The sequence below is a fragment of the Streptosporangium nondiastaticum genome (assembly GCF_003011965.1).
GTDB lineage: Bacteria > Actinomycetota > Actinomycetes > Streptomycetales > Streptomycetaceae > Streptomyces > Streptomyces nondiastaticus.
In genome coordinates this window covers 57,838-78,727 of sequence record NZ_PXWG01000013.1, presented here as the reverse complement: position 1 = coordinate 78,727, position 20,890 = coordinate 57,838, and the positions used below count along the sequence as shown (strand labels likewise).

At 72.8% G+C, this 20,890-nt stretch carries 21 protein-coding genes; 17 read left to right on the top strand and 4 right to left on the bottom strand.

Annotated features, from left to right (window positions below):
• Positions 1-50 precede the first annotated feature (50 nt).
• The 3 genes from B7P34_RS08685 to B7P34_RS08675 all read left to right on the top strand — a co-directional run bounded on the left by B7P34_RS08685 (position 51) and on the right by B7P34_RS08675 (position 2,569).
• Positions 51-1,037 carry a hypothetical protein gene (locus B7P34_RS08685; RefSeq protein ID WP_223267644.1) on the top strand — a complete coding sequence of 329 codons (987 nt, stop codon included), beginning with the start codon at positions 51-53 and terminating at the stop codon, positions 1,035-1,037.
• A 185-nt stretch (positions 1,038-1,222) separates the two neighbouring features.
• A complete protein-coding gene (locus B7P34_RS08680) occupies positions 1,223-1,762 on the top strand; it encodes a flagellar hook-length control protein (RefSeq protein ID WP_106675222.1) in 540 nt (179 codons plus the stop codon).
• 138 nt (positions 1,763-1,900) lie between these two features.
• On the top strand, positions 1,901-2,569 hold the full coding sequence (locus B7P34_RS08675) for a hypothetical protein (RefSeq protein WP_146166771.1): 669 nt from the start codon (positions 1,901-1,903) through the stop codon (positions 2,567-2,569).
• Between the two features lie 22 nt (positions 2,570-2,591).
• Here the strand turns inward: B7P34_RS08675 and B7P34_RS08670 are convergent, their stop codons facing one another.
• On the bottom strand, positions 2,592-3,131 hold the full coding sequence (locus B7P34_RS08670; RefSeq protein WP_106675220.1) for a hypothetical protein: 540 nt from the start codon (positions 3,129-3,131) through the stop codon (positions 2,592-2,594).
• Between the two features lie 373 nt (positions 3,132-3,504).
• Here B7P34_RS08670 and B7P34_RS08665 point away from each other — a divergent pair, with 373 nt between their 5' ends.
• From B7P34_RS08665 to B7P34_RS08655, 3 genes are all read left to right on the top strand, one after another.
• Positions 3,505-4,584 (top strand): mechanosensitive ion channel family protein, encoded by a 1,080-nt coding sequence (locus tag B7P34_RS08665; RefSeq protein ID WP_106675219.1) that lies wholly within the window; start codon positions 3,505-3,507, stop codon positions 4,582-4,584.
• Positions 4,585-4,597: 13 nt separating this feature from the next.
• Positions 4,598-5,605 (top strand): aldo/keto reductase, encoded by a 1,008-nt coding sequence (locus B7P34_RS08660; RefSeq protein WP_223267643.1) that lies wholly within the window; start codon positions 4,598-4,600, stop codon positions 5,603-5,605.
• A 66-nt stretch (positions 5,606-5,671) separates the two neighbouring features.
• Positions 5,672-6,196, top strand: a complete 525-nt coding sequence (locus B7P34_RS08655) for a hypothetical protein (protein ID WP_223267642.1) — start codon at positions 5,672-5,674, stop codon at positions 6,194-6,196.
• 60 nt (positions 6,197-6,256) lie between these two features.
• Here the strand turns inward: B7P34_RS08655 and B7P34_RS08650 are convergent, their stop codons facing one another.
• The 3 genes from B7P34_RS08650 to B7P34_RS08640 all read right to left on the bottom strand — a co-directional run bounded on the left by B7P34_RS08650 (position 6,257) and on the right by B7P34_RS08640 (position 9,091).
• Entirely contained in the window at positions 6,257-7,186 is a 930-nt protein-coding gene (locus B7P34_RS08650; protein ID WP_106675217.1) for a carbohydrate kinase family protein, read from the bottom strand.
• Positions 7,183-8,145, bottom strand: a complete 963-nt coding sequence (locus tag B7P34_RS08645) for a pseudouridine-5'-phosphate glycosidase (protein ID WP_106675216.1) — start codon at positions 8,143-8,145, stop codon at positions 7,183-7,185. The genes B7P34_RS08650 and B7P34_RS08645 overlap by 4 nt, the downstream gene beginning before the upstream one ends.
• 217 nt (positions 8,146-8,362) lie before the next feature.
• Positions 8,363-9,091, bottom strand: coding sequence for a DUF4097 family beta strand repeat-containing protein (locus tag B7P34_RS08640; protein WP_106675255.1), 729 nt, complete (start codon positions 9,089-9,091; stop codon positions 8,363-8,365).
• 258 nt (positions 9,092-9,349) lie between these two features.
• Here B7P34_RS08640 and B7P34_RS08635 point away from each other — a divergent pair, with 258 nt between their 5' ends.
• From B7P34_RS08635 to B7P34_RS08585, 11 genes are all read left to right on the top strand, one after another.
• Positions 9,350-10,924, top strand: coding sequence for a GMC family oxidoreductase (locus B7P34_RS08635; RefSeq protein ID WP_106675215.1), 1,575 nt, complete (start codon positions 9,350-9,352; stop codon positions 10,922-10,924).
• A gap of 35 nt (positions 10,925-10,959) precedes the next feature.
• Positions 10,960-11,937 (top strand): asparaginase, encoded by a 978-nt coding sequence (locus B7P34_RS08630; RefSeq protein WP_106675214.1) that lies wholly within the window; start codon positions 10,960-10,962, stop codon positions 11,935-11,937.
• Between the two features lie 124 nt (positions 11,938-12,061).
• Positions 12,062-12,280: a hypothetical protein gene (locus B7P34_RS08625; RefSeq protein WP_146166770.1), complete on the top strand. Its 219-nt coding sequence runs from the start codon at positions 12,062-12,064 to the stop codon at positions 12,278-12,280.
• Positions 12,277-13,713, top strand: coding sequence for a sensor histidine kinase (locus tag B7P34_RS08620; RefSeq protein ID WP_223267641.1), 1,437 nt, complete (start codon positions 12,277-12,279; stop codon positions 13,711-13,713). The genes B7P34_RS08625 and B7P34_RS08620 overlap by 4 nt, the downstream gene beginning before the upstream one ends.
• A 243-nt stretch (positions 13,714-13,956) precedes the next feature.
• Positions 13,957-14,970, top strand: coding sequence for a DMT family transporter (locus B7P34_RS08615; protein ID WP_223267640.1), 1,014 nt, complete (start codon positions 13,957-13,959; stop codon positions 14,968-14,970).
• Between the two features lie 185 nt (positions 14,971-15,155).
• Positions 15,156-15,641, top strand: a complete 486-nt coding sequence (locus B7P34_RS08610; protein WP_106675212.1) for a nuclear transport factor 2 family protein — start codon at positions 15,156-15,158, stop codon at positions 15,639-15,641.
• 157 nt (positions 15,642-15,798) lie between these two features.
• Complete coding sequence (locus B7P34_RS08605) at positions 15,799-17,013, top strand: serine hydrolase domain-containing protein (protein ID WP_106675211.1); 1,215 nt, start codon at positions 15,799-15,801, stop codon at positions 17,011-17,013.
• 114 nt (positions 17,014-17,127) lie between these two features.
• Positions 17,128-17,709 carry an HAD family acid phosphatase gene (locus B7P34_RS08600; RefSeq protein ID WP_106675210.1) on the top strand — a complete coding sequence of 194 codons (582 nt, stop codon included), beginning with the start codon at positions 17,128-17,130 and terminating at the stop codon, positions 17,707-17,709.
• A gap of 198 nt (positions 17,710-17,907) precedes the next feature.
• Positions 17,908-19,026: a hypothetical protein gene (locus tag B7P34_RS08595; RefSeq protein ID WP_223267639.1), complete on the top strand. Its 1,119-nt coding sequence runs from the start codon at positions 17,908-17,910 to the stop codon at positions 19,024-19,026.
• The gene (locus tag B7P34_RS08590; protein ID WP_106675208.1) at positions 19,026-20,024 is read left to right on the top strand and encodes a fatty acid desaturase family protein; all 999 of its coding nucleotides are present in this window, start codon (positions 19,026-19,028) and stop codon (positions 20,022-20,024) included. Before B7P34_RS08595 ends, B7P34_RS08590 begins: the two co-directional genes overlap by 1 nt.
• Complete coding sequence (locus tag B7P34_RS08585; RefSeq protein WP_106675207.1) at positions 20,021-20,887, top strand: hypothetical protein; 867 nt, start codon at positions 20,021-20,023, stop codon at positions 20,885-20,887. The genes B7P34_RS08590 and B7P34_RS08585 overlap by 4 nt, the downstream gene beginning before the upstream one ends.
• Positions 20,888-20,890: the final 3 nt, after the last annotated feature.

Here is a 20,890-nt window from a genome sequence, read left to right as displayed (position 1 = left end):
CCCCCGATTCGTCCCTCCGCCTGACCTGACAGCTGAGAGGAACCGCCCCCATGACGCCGACAGCTCATGACGCCATGCTCTTCGGGATATACCCGGGAAGCGTCGCCGGCGACGACGCCGGAGGCCTGGCCGCCGGCCCGCCCGACGACCCGTCCCGCATCACGGCCGCACTCGACGTGCTCCAGGGGAGGCCCGGCCGCCCCTTCCTCGTACGCGCCTACGCCGGCTTCGACGACACCACCGCGCGCGGCCTGCCCCACGCCACGTCCACGCCCGCCGCCGCTGCCCAGTACGCGGTGCGGGGCCGCAGCCTGGATCTCGTCGCCCAGTACCAGTCCGCCTCCGGCGACGTCGAGGGCTACTGCGCGTTCCTCCGCGAACTGGTCGAGCAGTACGGGCACGTCACGAGCACGCTGCAAGTGACGGAGGAGCCGAACGTCACGTCGATGCCCACCCTGGACGGCGCCTACCCGGACGTGTGCGAGGCGATCGTCCGGGGCGTGACCGCGGCCAAGGAGCACGCACGCGCACTCGGGCACACCCATCTGCGGGTCGGCTTCAACACCACGCCGCTCTTCGGTCCGGCCGCATCCTTCGTCGCCGACCTGACCGGCCGGGCAGGGGACGCCTTCCTCGCCGACCTGGACTACGTGGGCCTGGACTTCTTCCCCGACGTCTTCCAGCCCGTCGCCGCGCCCGACCTGCCGGGCGCCGTCGAGGGACTGCTGCACCACCACCGCCACACCGTTCTGGACCCCGCCGGACTCGGTCACCTGCCCTTGCACATCACCGAGCACGGCTGGCCCACGGGCCCCGGCAGGTCTGTCGACCGGCAGGCCGAGGTCGTGGAGACCGTGGTCGGTGCCGTCGCTGCCCACGCCGGCCCGCTCCGGCTGAGCGGCTACACGCACTTCGCCCTGCGCGACGCCGACAGCGCGAACCCCGGGCTGTTCCACCGGTTCGGGCTCATGACCGACGACTACGCGCCCAAGCCCGCCCTCGACTCCTTCGCGAAGCTCGTCGAACGCTTCGGCTGATACGGGCCGGAACCGTGCCGCTGCCGGAGGGCGGACGCCGGTTCCCGATTCCGGTGGTGGTGGCGGTGGCGGTGGCCGCAGTCGGTGTTGGGTGACCGGTTTTCCGCCTTGGAGGTCCTGTGAAGAGCGTGGAGAATCCGCACCGTCACGCCTTGCATCTCATGTCACACCTGTGAGGAGAAGCCATGCGTTCGGTGAAGACGGTCCTCGCTCTCGGTGCTGCGGCGCTGGCCGCGGCGGGAGGCCTCGTGACTCCCGCCGCGGCCGCCGCGCCCGCCGCCGACTCCGGCGGCAAGGCCATGACCTGGACCCTGATGGCGGACGGCCCCAGTGGAACCGTCCAGGTCGGCGGCGGCCCCCTGAGCAACCCGTACCAGGGCGACACCGCCACGACCACGGCCCTGCCCGTGCTCTGCCTCAGGATCGACGGCAGGCTCGCCCCCGCCGGCATCACCCCCGGCTTCTACGCGGGCTGGGCCCGAGGTGAGGTCGCGGCCACCAACCCGCTCCGCGGCACCCGCCTGACCAGCCGCGCGGCCGCCGACGGCGTCTGCGCGAACACCTTCGGCACGGGCTGGCGCATGGCCGAGTTCCACGACGGCAGATACGGTCCCGACCTGGAGAGCTCGGGAGGCTGGAGCTTCTGGGCCTACGGCGACGTCCCCGCCGGCACCCGCTTCTGGACGGCCATCAACGACCAGCCGGCCAACCCCTGGAACAACTGACCCCGGCCGGCGGTCACGTGCACCTGCACGTACGCCACGCGTACGCCCACACGTACGCGAACGCGTGTACGTACGTGAGTACGTGACTGAGTACGTGTGCTCAGTCAGGTCCCACGCGCATCGCGGATACTCGGGGCCATGACGACGCCTCACCCTCCCCTCGCCGTTCCGCCCGTGCCCCCGGTCCCGCCCTCTTCCCCGTCCGGGCGGCCGGGGCGCCGCCGGACGGTGCTCGTGGGTGCCGTGGCGGCCCTGGTCCTGGCGGTGGCCGGGGTCGCCGCCGGGTGGTGGCTGACGCGCGACGAGGACACGGCGCCGTTCGCCGGCCGGCCCCGTGTCACGGACACCGCCGCCGGGCTCTCCTACGCGATACCCGAGGGATGGGAGCACGATGCGCAGCTGAAGCTGATCAACGCCTTCACCTCTTCGGTCACCAAGCGGCACGCCGACGGCGAGGGCGGCGGCAGCACCGTCCTCGCCGGCCGCGCCGGCGCGGTCCCGCAGTCCGGCCTGCAACGGCAGGCGGAGCGGGCGGCTCGCTCGAACGCGGAGTTCTTCTATCCGGACGGGAGTTCCGAACCGGAGGAGTCCCGGCCGACGACGGTCGGCGGCCGCCCCGCGCACACGGTGGCGCTGAAGGTGAGCCCCGGCAAGCCCGGCACGGGCACCCCGGGACACCTCCGCCTGACCCTGATCGCCGTGGACGACAGCCGCTCGGCGTTCCTCCTCGGCGTGGCACAGCCGGGCGGTACGGCGGAGAGCCGGGAACTGGACAAGGTGATGGAGAGCGCCGCGCCGGCGACGTAACGGGCGGCGCCTCGCCGGATCCTCAGTCGCTGCCGCGGAGGTAGACGCGTGCGGTGCCCTCGCCGGCCCGCGCCACCCCAACCTGGAGGAAGTTCAGGTCGCCCCGGCACGGGGCGCACACCTGGCCCTCGCGGACGCCGGGCAGGGACTCCGGCTCCGGCAGCCCCAGATGCGCGAACGGCGTCGCCGGCTTCACCGCGCCGGCGACCGGCTCCTGTCGCGTCCGCAGGGGCCGTTCCGGGGCCAGCCGCGCGACGAAGCCGGCGACCTCACTGCTGGGCAGGACGAAGGCCAGGAGCAGCCCGTCGTCCTGGAACCCCTTCTGGTGCGCGGCCTTGACCTCGGTCGCCGTGGCCGGAACCGTCACATGCAACTGCCGGGCGACCGCCGGCGGTGCGGCATCGTCGAGCCAGTACGGCGGCATCTGCCGGCCCGGAGACCTGGGCGCGTCCCGCGTGCCGTCCTGCGCCCCCGCCCCGCCGCACCCCGCCACCAGCCCCGCCAGCACGGCCGCGCCACCGGCCAGAGCGGCGCACCGCTCCCACCGCCGCGACCCCTTCACCGGGCGTCTCCGTCGCGGCCGATCGCGGACCAAGTCATCGTGCCCCGTTACGCATCATGATCACGTCATTCCGTCGCGCGTCACTATAAGGCCCCCGTGAGCCCCCGGATGATGAGGTGTCATTGACAGAGGCCGGCCGTCCGGCAAGGTGGTCACCGCGTGTCCGGCCGGCGGCGGTCGATCGCCACCCGGGCGTGCAGGGCTGAAACGGACGTGGTGCAGGATGTCGTCTCGCGATGATCCACTTCCGTGGCCCTCGCCCGCACTCACGATCCGTCAGGACAGACAGGTACAAGGTGACGAACCACTACGCCGGGCCGCCGGCAGCCTGCGACGCCGTCGCTCCGTTCTCCGCAACGGCAGGGGGACACCGATGAACCGCGACCTCACCCTGCACGACGCCATCGTCGCCGGCATCGCGGTGGCCGCCGGCGTGGCCGTCGCCCTCCTGCTGCGCGTGCTCCTGCGCTGGCTCGGCAAGCAGGCGGCCCGGACCGCGTGGGAGGGCGACGACATCATCGTCGACGTCCTGCGCACCGTCGCCCCCTGGGCCGCGGTGGCGGGCGGCGTGGCGTCCGCGGCGGCGGCTCTCCCGCTGACCAGCCAGGTCGGACACGTCGTCAACCAGACGCTCATCGCCTTCGTCATGCTGACCGCGTCGTTCACCGCGGCCCGGGTGATCAGCGGCCTCGTGCGGTCCGTCGCGCAGTCGCGGTCCGGCGTGGCCGCGTCGGCCACGATATTCGTCAACATCACCCGCATCGCGATCCTGGCGATGGGCTTCCTCATCATCCTGGAAACCCTCGGCATATCCATCGCCCCGCTGCTCACCGCCCTCGGCGTGGGCGGTCTCGCGATCGCCCTCGCCCTGAAGGACACGCTGGCCAACCTCTTCGCGGGCGTCCACATCCTCGTCTCGAAGACGGTCCAGCCCGGTGACTACATACGGCTCAGCAGCGGCGAGGAGGGCTACGTCCGCGACATCAACTGGCGGATCACCGTGGTGGAGCAGCTCAACAACAACCTCGTCATCATCCCGAACGCCAAGCTCGCCGGCACGAACATGACCAACTTCAGCCGGCCCGAGCAGAAGCTGTCCGTCACGGTGCAGGTGGGCGTCGCCTACGACAGCGACCTGGAACACGTCGAGCGGGTCACCAACGAGGTCGTCGAGCACGTGATGAAGGACATCACCGGCGCCGTCCCCGACCACGAGCCCGCCGTCCGCTTCCACACCTTCGGCGACTCCCGCATCGGCTTCACGGTGATCCTCGGAGTCGGTGAATACAGCGACAAATACCGCATCAAGCACGAATTTATAAAGCGCCTGCACCAGCGGTACCGCGAGGAGGGCATCCGGATCCCCGCCCCCGCACGGACCGTCTCCCTGCAGCAGGCGGGCGCGGAAGCCGTGATCCCCCACCCCCGCGAATCCCTCGACGCCGCGGGCTGAGCGGGCCGCCGCCGTGGAACGGGCGCCGCTGGGCGAGCGGGTGCCGCTGGGCCGCAGCCGGGCATGGACCACCCGGCTCGCCTTCGGGGCCGCCGCGATAGGGAACCTCTTCACCGCCGTGTCCGACGAGGACGCCGCCGAGGCGGTCGGCGCGGCGTGGGAGGCGGGCATCCGCTCCTTCGACACCGCACCGCACTACGGGCTCGGGCTGTCCGAACGCCGCCTGGGCGCGGCACTGCGGGGGCGGCCGCGCGGGCAGTTCACCGTCTCCACCAAGGTCGGGCGGCTCCTGGAGCCCGTGCCTGCCGCGTCCGCGGGGGACCCCGCCGGCGAGTTCGCGGTGCCCGCCACCCACCGCAGGCTCTGGGACTTCAGCGCCGACGGCGTACGGCGCAGCCTGGACGCCAGCCTGGAGCGGCTCGGCCTGGACCACGTGGACGTCGTCCACCTCCACGACCCGGACGAACACGAGAACGACGCCCTCCGCCACGCCTACCCCGCCCTCGAACGCCTGCGGGCCGAGGGCGTGGTCAAGGCCATCGGGATCGGCATGAACCAGTCGGCGATGCCGGCCCGCTTCGTACGGGACACGGACGTGGACGTCGTCCTGCTCGCCGGCCGCTACACCCTCCTCGACCAGAGCGCCCTGTCCGACCTGCTGCCCGAGGCGGCGCGGCGCGGCGTCCCGGTCGTGGCCGCCGGGGTCTTCAACTCGGGCCTGCTGGCCGCCCCCGGCCCCGGCGCGACCTACGACTACGCCGCCGCGCCACCCGGCCTGCTCGCACGGGCCCTGCGCCTGCAGGAAACCTGCGAACGCCACGGCGTGCCCCTGCGGGCGGCGGCCGCCCGGTTCCCGCTGGGGCACCCGGCGGTCGCCGGGGTACTGATAGGCCTGCGGAACGCCCGCGAGGTCGCCGACGCGGTCGACCAGTCCCACCGGCCGGTCCCCGGCGCGCTGTGGCAGGACCTGCTGGCGGAAGGGCTCCTCCCCGCAGGAACGCCTCTCCCGGACGGCAACTGACTTTCAGCCACGGCCGGTACGGCAGTCCGGGGAGCTTGGCAGCCCGGAAGAAGAAGGGACGGACGGTTGGATCCCAGTGCGGTGGTCATCGCGGTGACCGGTGTCGCGGGAACCCTGGGCGCCGCGCTGCTCACCCAGCGCGGCTCCGAACGCGCGAAGCGCCGCGAGATAGACCTCGTCCGCGCCCATGAGGACGCGCGCGAGAACCGCGCCCTCCGGCGTACGTGTTACGTGGAGCTCAACCGGGACGCCCGGCAGTTCACCACGGCGCTCAACCACCACCTGCGCCTCATGCGGGAACGAGGAGTGGAGGACGCCGACAGGGTCGCGCTCGACGCGGCGAAGAGCGCTCACCGTGACCGGTATTCCGAGGCGCAGATGATCGCACCTTCCACCGTGCTCGAACGGGCGAGCGCCGTCAACCAGGCCCTGAACCGGGTGTACGGCCAGGTCAAACGTCTCGAACGAGGCGTACCCGGGCCGGGCGAGACGATGGAGAGCGCCTCCCGGGCCCAGCACGAGACCTGGGAGGCGCTCCGGGCCATGAGGATCGCCATGCGCCGCGACCTCGGCGTGTCACCGGAGGACTGAGCCGGAGGACCGAGAGGGACGCGCCGGACGCGCCCGAGCCGTCACGACCAGCCGCCGCCATCAGCCGCCCTCGCCTGCCGGGCGGGCGCCCGGACGTGTGACCGCTTCCGCGCCCGCCCGGCAGCCTCGCAGCGCCGCCGCCGCCGGGTCGTGGCCCTCCAGCCGGGCGGCGAGGAAGGCTCCGGTGAAGGCGTCGCCCGCGCCCGTGGTGTCCACGGCGGCGGCCGGCTCTCCCGGCACCCGGGCGGTGATGACGCCGGAGGCGGCGACCAGCGCGCCCCGCGCGCCCTGTGTGGCGACCACGAGCGGGAACTGCCGGCTCAGCTTGGCCGTCGCGTCGGCCGGGTCGGGCAGGCCGGTGAGGAGCGCTGCTTCATCGTGGTTGGGCAGCAGGACGTCCGCTCCCGCGACGGCCTCCAGGAAGCGGTTCACTCCCATCTGGGCGATGAAGCCGGCCGAGGCCGGGTCGACGCTGACGGGCACGGAGCGGGCGCGGGCGGCGTCCATCGCGGTCCGGGCGGCGCTGCGGCTCGGCTCGGCGAAGAAGAGGTAGCCGGAGAGGTGCAGGTGACCCGCTCCGGCGAGAAGGCCGTCACTCCAGTCAGCGGGCGACAGCCGTACGACGGCTCCGCTGTCGGTGAGGAACGTCCGCTCGCCGTCCGCGCCGACCAGGCAGACGACCGTACCGGTGGGGACCTCGGGATCGACGACCAGATGCGGCCGGACGCCGGCGGCACGCAGCGCGCGCTCGTGCCCGTCCGCCGCGTCCGCGCCCACCCGGGCCAGGAGACGGACGTCCCGGGTGCCGGAACGGGCCGCCCAGCAGGCCACGTTGGCGCCCGCGCCGCCGGGGAGGACGGCGATGGCGGCCGCCGTGTCGGTCGCGGGGGCGAGGGGCGTGCGGTGACGGGCGACGACGTCGGTCACCACGTCACCGACGACGAGCAGCGCCCCGGCCCGGACGCCCGTCCCGGGGGCGGCGCCCGTCATGAGGCGTACGCCACGGCGATCTCGGCCGCCAGCCGCACGTTGCCCCGCACCGCGGCCACGTTGGCCTCCAGGGACGCGCCGCCGGTGTGCCGGACGAGGTGGTCGAGGAGGAAGGGGGTGACGGCCTGCCCGGTGACGCCCTCCCGCGCACACGCCGCCAGCGCCTCGGCGAGCACCCGGTCGTGCAGGGCCGGGTCGAGCTGCTGCGCCACGGGAACCGGGTTCGCGACGATCAGGGCCGACTCCGGGCCGCCGAGGGCGTCCTGGGTGCGCAGCACGCCGGCCACCTCCGCCGCGGACCCGGCCGTCCAGTCGACCGGCTCGCCGGAACCGCTGAGGTAGAAGCCGGGGAACTCCGCCGTCCGGAACCCCACCACACCGACGCCCAGCGTCTCCAGGCGCTGCAGGGTCGCCGGCACGTCCAGGACGGACTTCACCCCCGCGCAGACCACCGCGATCCGCACCCGCGCCAGCAGCCGCAGGTCCGCCGACTCGTCCTGGGTCTGCGCCCACTCGCGGTGGACGCCGCCCAGGCCGCCCGTCGCGAAGACCCGGATCCCGGCCCGTGCCGCCAGGAAGGCCGTCGCGGACACGGTCGTCGCCCCGCTCGCCCCCGCCGCGACCGCGGGCGCCAGGTCCCGGTGCCCCAGCTTGCGGATGCCGTCCTCACCCGCGACCCGCGCCAGTTGCTCCTTGTCCAGCCCCACGCACGGCCGTCCGTCCAGCACCGCGATGGTCGCGGGGACGGCGCCGCCTTCCCGTACGAGCGCTTCCAGCTCCTCCGCCACCTGCAGGTTCCGCGGGCGGGGCAGGCCGTGAGCGATGATCGTCGACTCCAGGGCGACCACCGGCCGGCGGTCCTCCAGCGCCTCCCGCACCTCGTCCGATACGACCGGCCACCGCGGCTGTTCGCCCGGCACCGCCGGCCGCTCCGGCTGTTCGCCCGACACCTCTGACATCGCAGGCCCCTCCCGTCGCGCCGAACACGGCGCTGTTCACCGGATCCCTGATGCACCCTGATGCACCCCCACGCACCCTGATGCACAGAGCCGTTCCCCGGCCCATGGCCGCGCAAGCCTCCGCCGACGGCACGGTCACCCGGTCCCGGGCAGGGCAGTGCGCCCGGCTCCGGGTCCCATCGCCCTCCGGGCCTCCGGGCCTACGGGCCTCCGGTCCTCAGGACCGCTTGACGGTGATGGCGCCGCTGCCCGTGTGCAGGTCGAGCCGGTGCGTGCCGGACGCGTCGTCGCGGACGGCGATGTCCTTGCCGCCGCTGCCGCTCTCGGCGGTCACCCGGTACCGCCCGTCGGGCGTGGTCAGCGTGACGGCCCCGCTCCCGGCCTCGGCCCGGACGTCCTGCGCCGTGGACATGGTCAGGTCGATGGCCCCGCTGTTGGTCTTGGCGGAGACGGGGCCGCTCTTGAGCCCCTGCCCGGTGATCGCGCCGCTGCCGGCCTGCACCTCGACCGGGCCGTCGACGTCGTCCAGGTCGATGGCGCCGGAACCGGTCCGCACCTTCACCGCGCCCGACTCCGACACGCTGACCGCGCCGCTCGCCGTCCGGCCGGTCACCGGTATGCCCGCCGGCAGGTCGACGGTGTAGGACACCGAGCAGTCGTCGTCGCAGCCGCCGAGCACCAGGACGCCGTTCTCGACGCGGTGCGTGGGGCCCTCCGGGCGGTCTCCGCCGTACTCCACGTAGCGGTGCAGGCTCACCTTGGTGGCGCCCTCCTTGCCGCGCAGGGTGACGCCGCCGGAGCCGGTGTCCAGCCGTACGGAGGTGATCTTCTGCGCGACGGTGGTGTCGTCGTCGAAGCTCTTCCGCAGCATGCCGCACGCGCTGACGCCGCTCGCGGCGAGGGCGGCCGTCGTGACGGCAGTGAGCAGACGGAGGCGCGCACGCATGAAGGTATCCACCATTCTTGATGAGACGTCAGGGAGGGCAGGGCACTCCTCCTGCGTAGAGACGCGTAGAGAAGTGCCTGCTGAGGCGAGGCTATGCGCCCGGCCGGACCGCCACCATGGGGAAAACCCCCGGGCCGGGGAGCAAGCGGCCGGCGGCACGGCCTGCCGCGCGCTCCGGAGCGGTCATCTGGTCGCGCCCACCGCCGGAGGCCATCATGGGAGCCCGCCGTCGCACCGGTCACCGGGAGGGGAACGCCCATGCAGGACGCGAGGGACGCGCAGCACCGGAGCCACGACTACATCGTGGTGGGGGCGGGGTCGGCCGGTTGCGTACTGGCCGCGAGGCTGAGCGAGGATCCCGGCGTCCGCGTGCTGCTGGTGGAGGCGGGCCCGCCCGACGACGCCGCGGAGATCCACGTCCCGGCGGCGTTCGCGAAGCTGTTCCGGACCAAGTACGACTGGGACTACACGTCGGAGCCCGAGCCGGGCCTGGGCGGCCGCCGCTGTTTCCTGCCGCGCGGCAAGACCTTCGGCGGCTCGTCGTCCATGAACGCGATGATCTACATCCGCGGCAACCGCAGGGACTACGACGCCTGGTCGGCCGCCGGCGCCAAGGGGTGGAGCTGGGACGAGGTCTTCCCGTACTTCCTGCGGGCCGAGGACCACCACGGCGGCGCCTCCGACTGGCACGCCGCCGGCGGCCCGCTCACCGTCAGCCGGGGCCGTTCCCGCCACCCGCTCATGACGGCGTACGTGGAGGCCGCGCAGGAGGCGGGCCACCCGTTCACCCCGGACTTCAACGGCCCCGAGCAGGACGGCTTCGGCTACTACGACCTCACCCAGCGCAACGGCCTCCGGTGCAGCACGGCCGACGCGTACCTGCGCCCCGCCCTGGCGCGGCCGAACCTGACGGTGCTCTCCGGAGCCCAGTGCACCCGGCTGCTGTTCTCCGGCGAACGGGCCGCCGGCGTCGAGGCCGAGCACCACGGGGAGCTGGTGGAGCTGCGCGCCGAACGGGAGGTCGTTCTCTCGGCGGGCGCGTACAACTCTCCGCAGCTGCTGATGCTCTCGGGGATCGGCATCGCCGCGGAGCTCGAAGCGCTCGACATCGCCCCGCGCGCCGACCTCCCCGTGGGCGAGAACCTCCAGGACCACCCGCACCTGCCCCTCATCCACCTCACCGACACCGAGTCGCTGATGACGGCGATGACCCCGGAGAACCTCGCGCTCCTGGAGGCGGAGGGCCGCGGGCCGCTCACCTCGAACGCGGGGGAGGCGGGCGGATTCGTCCGGACGCTGGCCGGGCTGGACGCACCGGACGTGCAGATCCACGCGCTTCCGGTCATGTTCCACGAAGAGGGCCTCGGCGCTCCGGCCGCCCACGCCTTCCACCACGGTGCGGTGCTGCTGGACGCGACCGCCCGGGGAAAGGTCTCCCTCCGCTCGGCGCTGCCCAGCGCCAAGCCGCGCATCGTGCACAACTACCTGTCCACGGAGGAGGACCGCGCGGCCGCGGTGCGCGCCCTGCGGGTCCTGCTCGACATCGCGGACCGGCCCGCCCTGCGGGCGCACCGGCGCTCCGACTTCCTCGCGCCGCGCTCGGACAGCGACCGGGACCTCCTCGACTTCGCCCGGCGGGAACTGCACACGCTCTACCACCCCGCGGGCACCTGCGCCATGGGGCCGGTCGTCGACAACGAGCTGAGGGTGCACGGCGTGAGGGGTCTGCGGGTGGCCGACGCCTCGGTCATGCCGACCCTGGTGCGCGGCAACACCAACGCACCCACCATCATGATTGCGGAGAAGGCCGCGGACCTGCTCCGGGGCGTGTAGCCCGGCGCGGCCGGGCGGCCATGGCGGGAGGAAACGTGAGCATCGCGCTGTTCGCGCTCGGGGGCACGATATCGGTGTCCGGGCGCGCCGAGGGGAAGCGGCTGACCGGGGCCGAGATCACCGCGGCCGTCCCCGGCCTGGACGAGCTCGGCGTGCCCCTGGACGTACGGGACGTGCACGCCGTCCCCAGCGGAAGCCTGACCTTCGCGCAGGTGCTCGACGTCGTCGGCACCGCCTCGCGGGCCGTGACGGACGGGGCCGCCGGCGTCGTCGTCACGCAGGGCACCGACACGCTGGAGGAGACCGCGTTCCTCGCCGACCTCGTGTGGCCGCACGACGCACCGTTCGTCCTGACCGGGGCGATGCGGCAGCCGGGCATGGCCGGCGCCGACGGCCCGGCCAACGTGCTCGCGGCCGCCCGCGTCGCCGCTTCGCCCGCGGCGCGCGGGCTCGGGGCGCTCGTCGCCTTCAACGACGAGGTGCACGCGGCGCGGTGGGTGCGCAAGTCCCACAGCACGAGCACGGCGGCCTTCGTGTCGCCGAACGCCGGCCCGGTGGGCCGCGTCGTCGAAGGAGAGGTGCGGGTCCTGGCACCGCCGCCGCGCCGCGCGGTCCTGCCCGCCGGCATCGGCGGAGCGCGGCTCGACGCCGCCCGCGTGGCCCTCCACTGCGTCACCCTCGACGACGACCCCGGCGGGCTCGAAGGACTCGCCGCGGCGTACAGGGGCCTGGTGGTCGCCGGCTTCGGGGTCGGGCACGTGCCCGCCTCTCTCGCACCCGTGCTGGGCGCCCTCGCGGACCGCATCCCGGTCGTCCTCACCTCCCGCACCGGCAGCGGCCCGGTGCTCCGGCACACCTACGGCGCGCCCGGCTCGGAGACCGACCTGCAGCGGCGCGGACTGATCAACGGCGGGCTGCTCGACCCGTACAAGGCGCGGGTGCTGCTGCGGCTGCTGCTCGCGGCGGGCGCGGGACGCGACGAGATCGCCGCGGCGTTCGCCGAGCACGGCTAGAACGGCACGGACTGTGACAGCGGCCGTCATAGCGGTGCCGGAAGTAACGGCGGTGCCCCGGGAGGAGGCGGAAACAACCGGAAACGATCTTCAGCTCGCGGCCCGGCCGGGTCACGCTGAGCACATGCGCTTACTTGTGGTGGACGACGAACGGCGACTGACCCGGCTGCTGCGCAGGGGCACGGTCGTCCGGGGATTCGCGGTGGACCTCGCGTACGGCGGGCGCGAGGGGCTCCACCGGGCGACGGTGCGGGCCGGCGACTCGCACGTCGCCGTCGGCCGCCGCCGGCGGTGCGGGCGCGGCCCGGTCCACCGGCCGGCCACCGAAGAGGTCCGGCCGTGACGCGTCGCCGGCGTCCGGCGCTGCTGCGCCGCCCGGCTTCCATGCGCGGCCGGCTGACGCTCCTCACCGCGGTCTCGGCCCTGCTCTCCCTGAGCGTCGCGGCGGTGATCTCCGTGCTGGCCACGCGCGACCACCTCTTCAAGGAGGCGCACGAGTACGCCAAGAAGGCCGCGAACGCCGTCGAGGCGAAGGCCCGGAAGGCGGGCCCCGACCCGTACCCCGTTCCGGACAGCCTCATCGCCGACCCGCGGCTGGAAGTGCACACCTACACGTGGTCCGAGGTCGATTCCCTGGAGCGCGAGCGGCCGGGAACGACCCGGATATCCCTCGGACGTGACCAGGAGGCGCCGTCCTGGCTGTCCCTGCGGCCCTGGACCGACCCCGCCGGCCGGACCCCCGTGCCCGAGGCCGTCCTGAGGCTCAGCACCGACGACGACTACCCGGTGCTCGTCGTCTTCAGCCCCCTGCGCGCGGAACAGGCCGGCCTCAACGCCGTGGTGTGGTCGGTGGCCGGATCGGTGGTGACGGTGACCGCCCTGATGGCGGCCGTCGCCTGGTACGTGGCCGGCCGCGTCCTGCGCCCGGTGGAGGACATCCGCAGCCGCTTCGCCGACCTCACCGCGCACCACCTGGACCGCCGCGTCCCGGTCCCGCGCACCGACGACGAAGTCGCCCGGCTCGCACGCACGATGAACACGACCCTCGACCGCCTGGAAGCCAACGTCGACCAGCAGCGCCGCTTCGTCGCCGACGCCTCCCACGAACTGCGCAGCCCGCTCACGGCGCTGCGCGCGGAGCTGGAGATCGCCCTCGCCCACCCCGAGGGCACCGACCTGCGCGACGTCGTCGAGGCCGCCCTCGGCGACACCCGGCGGTTGCAACACCTCACCACGGACCTGCTGCTGCTCGCCCGCCTCGACGTGTCCGGCGCGGTGCGCCTGCCCGGCGGCGGCCCCGTCGACCTCGCCGCCCTCGTCCGCGACGAGGCCGCGCGCTTCCGCGCCCCGCAGCACCTCGTCCTCCGGGTGGAGACGGCCGGGGAACCGGTCCCCGTCCACGGCCAGTACGCCCTCCTCACCCGGCTCCTGGGCAACCTGCTGGACAACGCCCGGCGCTACGCCGTCCGTACGGTCGAGATCGGCCTCGTCCACGACCCGGCCGTCCGCCGGGCCGTCCTGCACGTCCAGGACGACGGCCCCGGGATCGCGCCGGCCGACCGGCAGCGCGTCTTCGACCGCTTCACCCGCCTCGACGACGCCCGCGCGCGTGACACCGGCGGTGCCGGCCTGGGCCTGGCCATCGCCCACCGGATCGCCTCCGCCCACCACGGCACGCTGGAGATCGCCGACAGCCCGCGGGGCGCGCGGTTCGCCGCCGTGCTCCCCACGGCGGCGGGGGAGGAGACCACAGGGCACTCCCGTAACCCGGCCTGAACTCGCTGCTGTACCGGCCAGTTTCCGCCAACGGCGGCAGGAGCATGATCATTTGACCCGGGGGAGGGCGTAGGGTGGTCGCCATGCGTTCGACAGTGCTTGCGCCTCCCGCCGCCTGACGCGGGCCGCCACCTCTCACCAGCGCGCCGGGCCCTTCGAGGCCGGCGCGCCATGCGGTTGTGCCCGCGCACGGGAGTCCCCTGACCATCCGCTCCGTCTGGAGAACGCACTGTGTCCGAATCCGTGTCCGAAACTTCCCTGAAGCCGTCGTCGGAGCCGTCGTCGCCGACCGGCGACCCCGGCGCCAAGGCGTCGCGCTCCGTGGGGCGCGGTCTCGTCTACCTGGCCGTGGCCGGCACCACCTGGGGAACCACCGGCGCCGCCGTGGACATCATCTACCGGTCCAGCGACCTGGGCCCCATGGCCGTGTCCTTCTGGCGGTACGTCAGCGGCCTGGCGCTGCTGCTCGCCGCCCGCGCCTTCCTCCCCCGCCGCCCCGCCCCCTCCACCGTCCCCCGCGTCCCTCAGCCACGGCTGCGGGGGCAGCGGCTGCTGCTCCTGATCGGCACGGGCATCGGCCTGGCCGTCTTCCAGACCGCCTATTTCGGGGCGGTGCAGGAGACCGGGCTGGCCGTGGGCACCATCGTCACGCTCGGCGCCGGTCCCGTCTTCACCGCGATCGGCGGACGGCTGCTGCTGAACGAGCGGATAGGCAGGGGCGGGGTCCTCGCCGTGGGCGGGGCCCTGGCCGGCCTGGCCGTGCTCGTCCTGGGCGACCGGGCGGGCACCGTCGACCCCCTCGGCGTGGGCCTGGCCCTGCTGTCCGCCGCCGGATACGCCGTGGCCACGCTCCTGGCCCGCTGGACGGGCCGCCGCGGCGGCGGGGGAGAGGACCCGTACAGCCTGACGATGTGGTCCTTCGGCATCGGCGCCGCGGTCCTGCTGCCCCTCGCCTGGGCCGAGGGCATCCTCCCGCACACCGACCACCTCGGGCGCGTCCTGCTGCTCATGGCCTACGTCGCCGCCGTCACCACCGCGCTCGCCTACCCGCTCTACTTCGCCGGCGTCGCGGCCGTCCGCGCCACGACAGCGGCGGTGGTGATGCTGATCGAGCCGGTCAGCGCCGCCGTCCTCGCCGTGACGCTCCTCGGCGAACACCTCACCGCGGCCACCATCGCCGGCACGCTCCTCCTGCTCACCGCCGTCGCCGGCCTCGCCGTGGCCGAATCCCGGCTCCCGGAGCCGGCGACCGCCTGACCGGAACCCGGCCCGGGGCAACTGCACTGCTCAGCCGCCGCCTTCGCGTCCACGCGCTGCCGAAGGCGGCGGCGACCGCTCCCGGCCGGGTCCTTTTCCCTGTTCGCCCCCTGTGGCCCGGGTCACTCCTCCGGCGCCGTTCCAGCACTGGACCTCAAGCGGGCTTGAGGTGACAGGGTTTCCTCATGGAGATCGCACAGATGAACCGTCAGCTGCAGGACCTGGCCGACCGCGCGGACATCACCGACCTGCTGGACCGCTACCTGCGCTCGCTGGACGAGCGCGTCTTCGACGAAGCATGGGCCCGCGCGTTCCACACCGAGGACGTCACCGCGGAGATGCCCATCGGCACGGTCCGCGGCCGCGAGGCGGTGCTGGCCCACACCCGGCGCGGCATGGCGCTCTTCGACCGCACCGTGCACCTCGGCGCCGGTCTCCTCATCGAGATCGACGGCGACCGCGCCACGGTCCGCGGCGCCCAGCTGAGCACGCACGTCCTCGCCGGCGGTTCGGAGGCCCCCTTCGTCTCCGGCGGCCGCACTCTCACCGGGCTGGTCAGGACGGCCGACGGCTGGCGGATCAGCGCCTCGGCGCTGCACGTGGCGTGGACGCAGGGCACGCCGCCGCGGGTGCCGGAGGAGTGGACGGCGCCCGCGCCTCCTGCTGCCTGAGGCCGCCGCCTCTGCCGACCCGGACACGGACCCGGATTCGGAGGTCAGGGAACCTGTAGGGGATCGCGACGTCACGATCATCCCTTTTCATGATCACGAGCGGGGTCCGGACTTCGTACGGTGATGACATCAGCACACCGCGAAGGGAATCCGAACCATGCGTCACCGAACCGCCGCCGCCTCAGCCCTGCTTGCTGCCGCAGCCGCCCTCGTCCCCGCGGCCGTCCCGGCCGCCGCGGCACCCGCCGGCGCCCACGGCGCGGGCCGGGAGACCGCGAGCCCGGCCGGCAGGGACGCCGCGCTCCAGCGGGCCCTGGACGGCATCGTCGCCGCCGGCGTGCCCGGTGCGATCGCCGAGGTGCGGGAGGGGGACCGTGTCCGGCGCACGAGCAGCGGTGTCGCCGACCTGCAGAGCGGGCGCCCGGCGCAGCCTGGGGACCGGTTCCGGGCCGGGAGCGTGACCAAGAGCTTCGTCGCCACGGTCGTGCTGCAGCTCGTCGCCGAGGGCCGGATCGGCCTGGACGACCCCATCGGGCACCACCTGCCCGGCCTCGTGCCCGACGAGGTGGACGGCGCGCCCGTCACCGTACGCCGGCTGCTCGGCCACACCAGCGGGATCCCCAACTACACCGATGTGCTCCGGCGAGACGGCGACGACCCGATACGCAAGCTCCAGAACTCCCACTACACGCCCCGGGAGCTGGTCGAGCTCGCGACAAAGGAGATGGCGAAGACGCAGGGGACACCCGGGGCGAAGGAGTCGCGTGCCCCCGGTCAGCCGAGGAAGTGGGCGTACTCCAACACCAACTACGTCATCCTCGCCATGCTCATCGAGAAGTCCACCGGCCATGGGCTCGCCCAGGAGATCGACCGCCGCATCGTGCGCCCGCTCCACCTCACCGGCACCACCATCCCCACCACCCGGCAACTGCCCGGCCGGCACATGAACGGTTACGAGCGGCTGCCCGGAGAGACCGCGCCGGCCGACTTCACCGACTTCAGCCCCACCGCCTTCTGGGGCCCCGGCAACATCGTCTCCACCACCGCCGACCTCAACCGCTTCTACCGCGCCCTGGACAGCGGCAGGCTGCTGCCGGACCGTCTCCTGCGGGAGATGCGGACGTTCCAGGAGACGGAGCCCGGTTCGTCGCGGACGTACGGCCTGGGCCTGGAGAGCAGGTCCGCCTACTGCCCCGGCGAGCAGCCGGTGTGGGGCCACACCGGCAGCGTTCCGGGCTACACCACCTTCAGCTTCACGTCGGCCGACGGCGACCGGCAGATCACCCTCGCCGTCAACACCAGCCTCACGATCCCGGAGAAGGCCGAGGACGCCGCGGCGAAGGCGTTCAGCGCGGCGCTGTGCGTGAAGTAGCCGGTCCGAGCGTGTTCATGACGGTGACATCTCGCCGTCGCCCGCACGTCCTTCCGTGCTGCTGATCTTTCTGACCGACAGGTTGATCAGTGGACCACCGGAAGGAACGGGTTGATGTCCGTCAGGAAGTTCCGTATCGCCGCCCTCGCCGTGCTGACGGCAGTCGTGCTGCCGGTCGCGACGCCGGCCGTCGCCGCCCCGGCGGAGACCGCCGCCTCCTCGGGGCGGGGAGCGCCGGACTACCGCACCTGGCAGGCCGATGTGAAGGAGGCCGTCGCCCCCGCCATCCCGTGGCTGCGCGGCCGTTCCGCCGAGCGTGGTGGGAAACAGGCCATCGTCCTGGACATCGACAACACCGCGCTGGAGACGTACTACCACCCGGGGCAGGCCGACAAGCCGGTGCTGGAGGTGGCCGAATGGGCGCACCGGCACCACATGGCCGTGCTGTTCGTCACCGCCCGCACCTCCTCGTCGTCCGCGCGGCAGGAGCTCCAGGACGCCGGATATCCGGTAGACGCCATATGTACGCGGGAACACGGCGAGAGCAAGGAGGAGGGCAAGGCGCGCTGCAGGAAAGAGCTGACCCGGGACGGCTATGTCATCACGGCCAACATAGGAAACCGGTCGACCGATTTTATTGGCGGCTACTACGAAAAGGGCTTCAAGCTGCCCGACTACGACGGCCGGCTTTCCTGACAGCCAATTCGGTCGGTCGTTCCTGTCAAGAACGCCTTTTGCGACAACATTGCCGGGAGTCTTGCCCGTCCGGCGGGCGCGCGCGTTGAATTCGATCACTCGATCGAAGGCCACCGCCGGTGAGGACACGCTCACGCAGCACCACCCGTGTCTCCCGGCGGCGGCTCCGCACGTCGCACAGCAAGAGGAGCACAACCCGTGACACTTGACGCGGTGGACACCAGCGCGAACGACCACACTGCTCAGGCAGAACAGCCCCAAGGCCCCGTGTGTTCCTACACCGAGTGGGACCCGCTGGAGGAAGTCATCGTCGGCATCGTCGACGAAGCGAGCTTCCCGACCTGGCACATGGCCCTGCCGCCTGTCCTGCCCGGCAACCAGCACGAGACCTTCCGCCGCAACGCCGGACAGCCCTTCCCCGCCGAGCAGGTCGCCGCGGCGCACAAGGAGCTGGAGGAGTTCGCCCACATCCTCACGAGCGAGGGCGTCAAGGTCCGCCGCCCCGAGCCGATCCCCCAGCGCACCGAATACAGCACGCTCGACTGGAAGAGCACGGGCATGTACGCGGCGATGCCCCGCGACGCGCTCCTCGTGGTCGGCGACGACATCATCGAGTGCCCGATGGCCTGGCGCTCGCGCTACTACGAGACCCTCGCCTACCGCCCGCTGCTCAAGGAGTACTTCCGCGGCGGCGCCAAGTGGAGCTCCGGCCCCAAGCCCGAGCTGACGGACGAGCAGTTCGACCAGAGCTGGACCGACCCGGGCGAGGACGGCCCGCAGCGGCTCGTGGTCACCGAATTCGAGCCGACCTTCGACGCCGCCGACTTCACGCGCTGCGGTCGCGACATCATCGCCCAGAAGAGCAACGTCACCAACGACTTCGGCATCGAGTGGCTGCGCCGCCACCTCGGCGACGAATATCGCATCCACGTCTTCGAGTTCAACGACTCGCACCCGATGCACATCGACGCGACGCTGGTCCCGATGGCTCCGGGCAAGCTGCTCATCCACCCCGAGCGCGTCCCCGAGGTGCCCGCCCTGTTCAAGGGCTGGGACGTCATGACCGCGCCCGCGCCGGTCATCCCCGACTCGCACCCGCTGTACATGACCAGCAAGTGGATCAACATGAACATCCTCATGCTGGACGAGGAGCGGGTCATCGTGGAGCGGCAGGACCAGCCGATGATCGACGCGATGAAGAAGTTCGGCTTCAAGCCGATCCCGGTCAACTTCCGCAACTTCAACAGCTTCGGCGGCTCGTTCCACTGCGCCACGCTCGACGTCCGCCGCCGCGGCACCCTGGAGTCGTACTTCTAATGACGACCGGGGGGATATGGAAACACACGCCGCGGGACGCGCTCCTGCTGGTGTTCAGCGTGGCGCAGTTCGCCGTCACGATCTGGCTCGCCACCGCCTGGGAGGGGGCCTCGGTCCCCTGGCGGGCCGGCGGCTACGCCCTCCTGGCGGTGATGATGGCCTACAACATCATCGTCATCTCACACCTGTTCACGCACGTGCCGTGGTTCACCTCGTCCCGGCTCAACGGACTGGTGTCGCTCCTGAACTCGGTCAACATCGGCCAGTCGGTGCAGGCGTACCACCTCACCCACGTACGCAACCACCACCGGTTCAACAACGACCTCAAGGGAACGGACGGCACGACGCGGGACACCTCGTCCACCTACCGCGACGGAAAGGACGGTGAGCACGCGCCGCTGCTCCCCTACGTGGTGACGGGCGCGCTGGACTCGTTGATCGGCCGGGGCCGGGAGATCCTCTACGTGGTGCGGCTGTGGCGCGTGGGGGCCGGTGACGCCAACCTGCTGTCGCTGGCCGCCCGCAGAGAACCGCGCCGCAGCAAGGAACTGCGCCAGGTGCAGGCCGACCGTGCCGCGCACTGCCTGTCGCTCGTGCTGTTCGCGGCGATCTCCTGGCAGTGGACGCTGTTCTGCTACCTGCCCTCGTTCTTCATCGCCCTGGCGATGGTGAACGTGCAGAACTACTACCGGCACTACGGGGCCGACCCGTCCTCCCGGGCGACGGACTCGGTGAGCCACTACGGCCGCCTGTACAACGCGCTCACCTTCAACGACGGCTACCACCAGGAGCACCACCTCAGCCCGGCGACGCACTGGTCACAGATGCCGGTCGTCCGGGAGCGGCGCCGGGGCGAGCTGGACAGCCGGCCGCGCATCATCAGCCCGGTCCCGGCCATGCTCGGCTTCCTCGACCGCAGGCGCCCCCTCCTCCACCACGGCACCGCGACCGGCGGCGCACCGTCCACCGTGACCGAGACCCGTCGGAGGAGCGCATGACCACCGGCACCACGGCACCGCGGATCACCGGCAGCGCCCTGCCGCCGGACCAGTTCCGGGTGCACGAGACGCACGGCAGCCTCGACACCGAAGCCGTCCTCCGGGTGCTGCGCGGGGAACTGGCCGCCTACCGGGTGACCGGCTTCGTCCCCGAGGCGGACCGCCGGCGGATCGTGGAGAACTTCTGGGCCTCCACGCACCGCACTCCCCGCTACGGCGAGGGGGAGGACGGCGTCGAGGGCTACATCGTCGGCGCCTCGCACATCGAGAAGACGACGGACGCGTACCTGACCGAGGTGGAACGTTCCGCCGACGCCGTACGCGCCCTGTACGAGGGCACGACCGACCCGGTGGCCGCACTGCGCGACCGGCTGGCCGGGCACGGCAGCCTGGCGGGGGTCCGCCCCGCGGTGCACGAAGGGCGTGCCGCCGGCGACTCGAAGGCCGTGCTCTGGAACAACACCGGCGCGTTCCTGCTCATGCCGCACGACGACCTCGCCCAGCTCCGCGACCCGCTGCAGGCGGGCTTCGAGATCCAGGAGCTGCGGCGGGTAATGGCGGTCAACGTCTACCCGCAGGTGCCCGGGGGAACGGGGCAGATCAAGCTGTGGAACGTCGAGCCCGACGACTTCTCCCGGGAGCGGCTCGGCCTGACCTACAGCGGCTTCCCCTACCCGCCGGAGCAGCTGGAGGGCCACCCCAGCGTGGTCGTTCCGGTCGAGAGCGGGGACCTGTGCGTGATCAACGGCAACCTCGCCCACGCGGTCCTGGGCGGGGAGACGCCCGCCGGCGACGCCAAGCGGCTGCTGCTGACCTGCTTCACGGCCCTGAACGACGAGAACGAACTCGTCTGGTGGACGTGACGG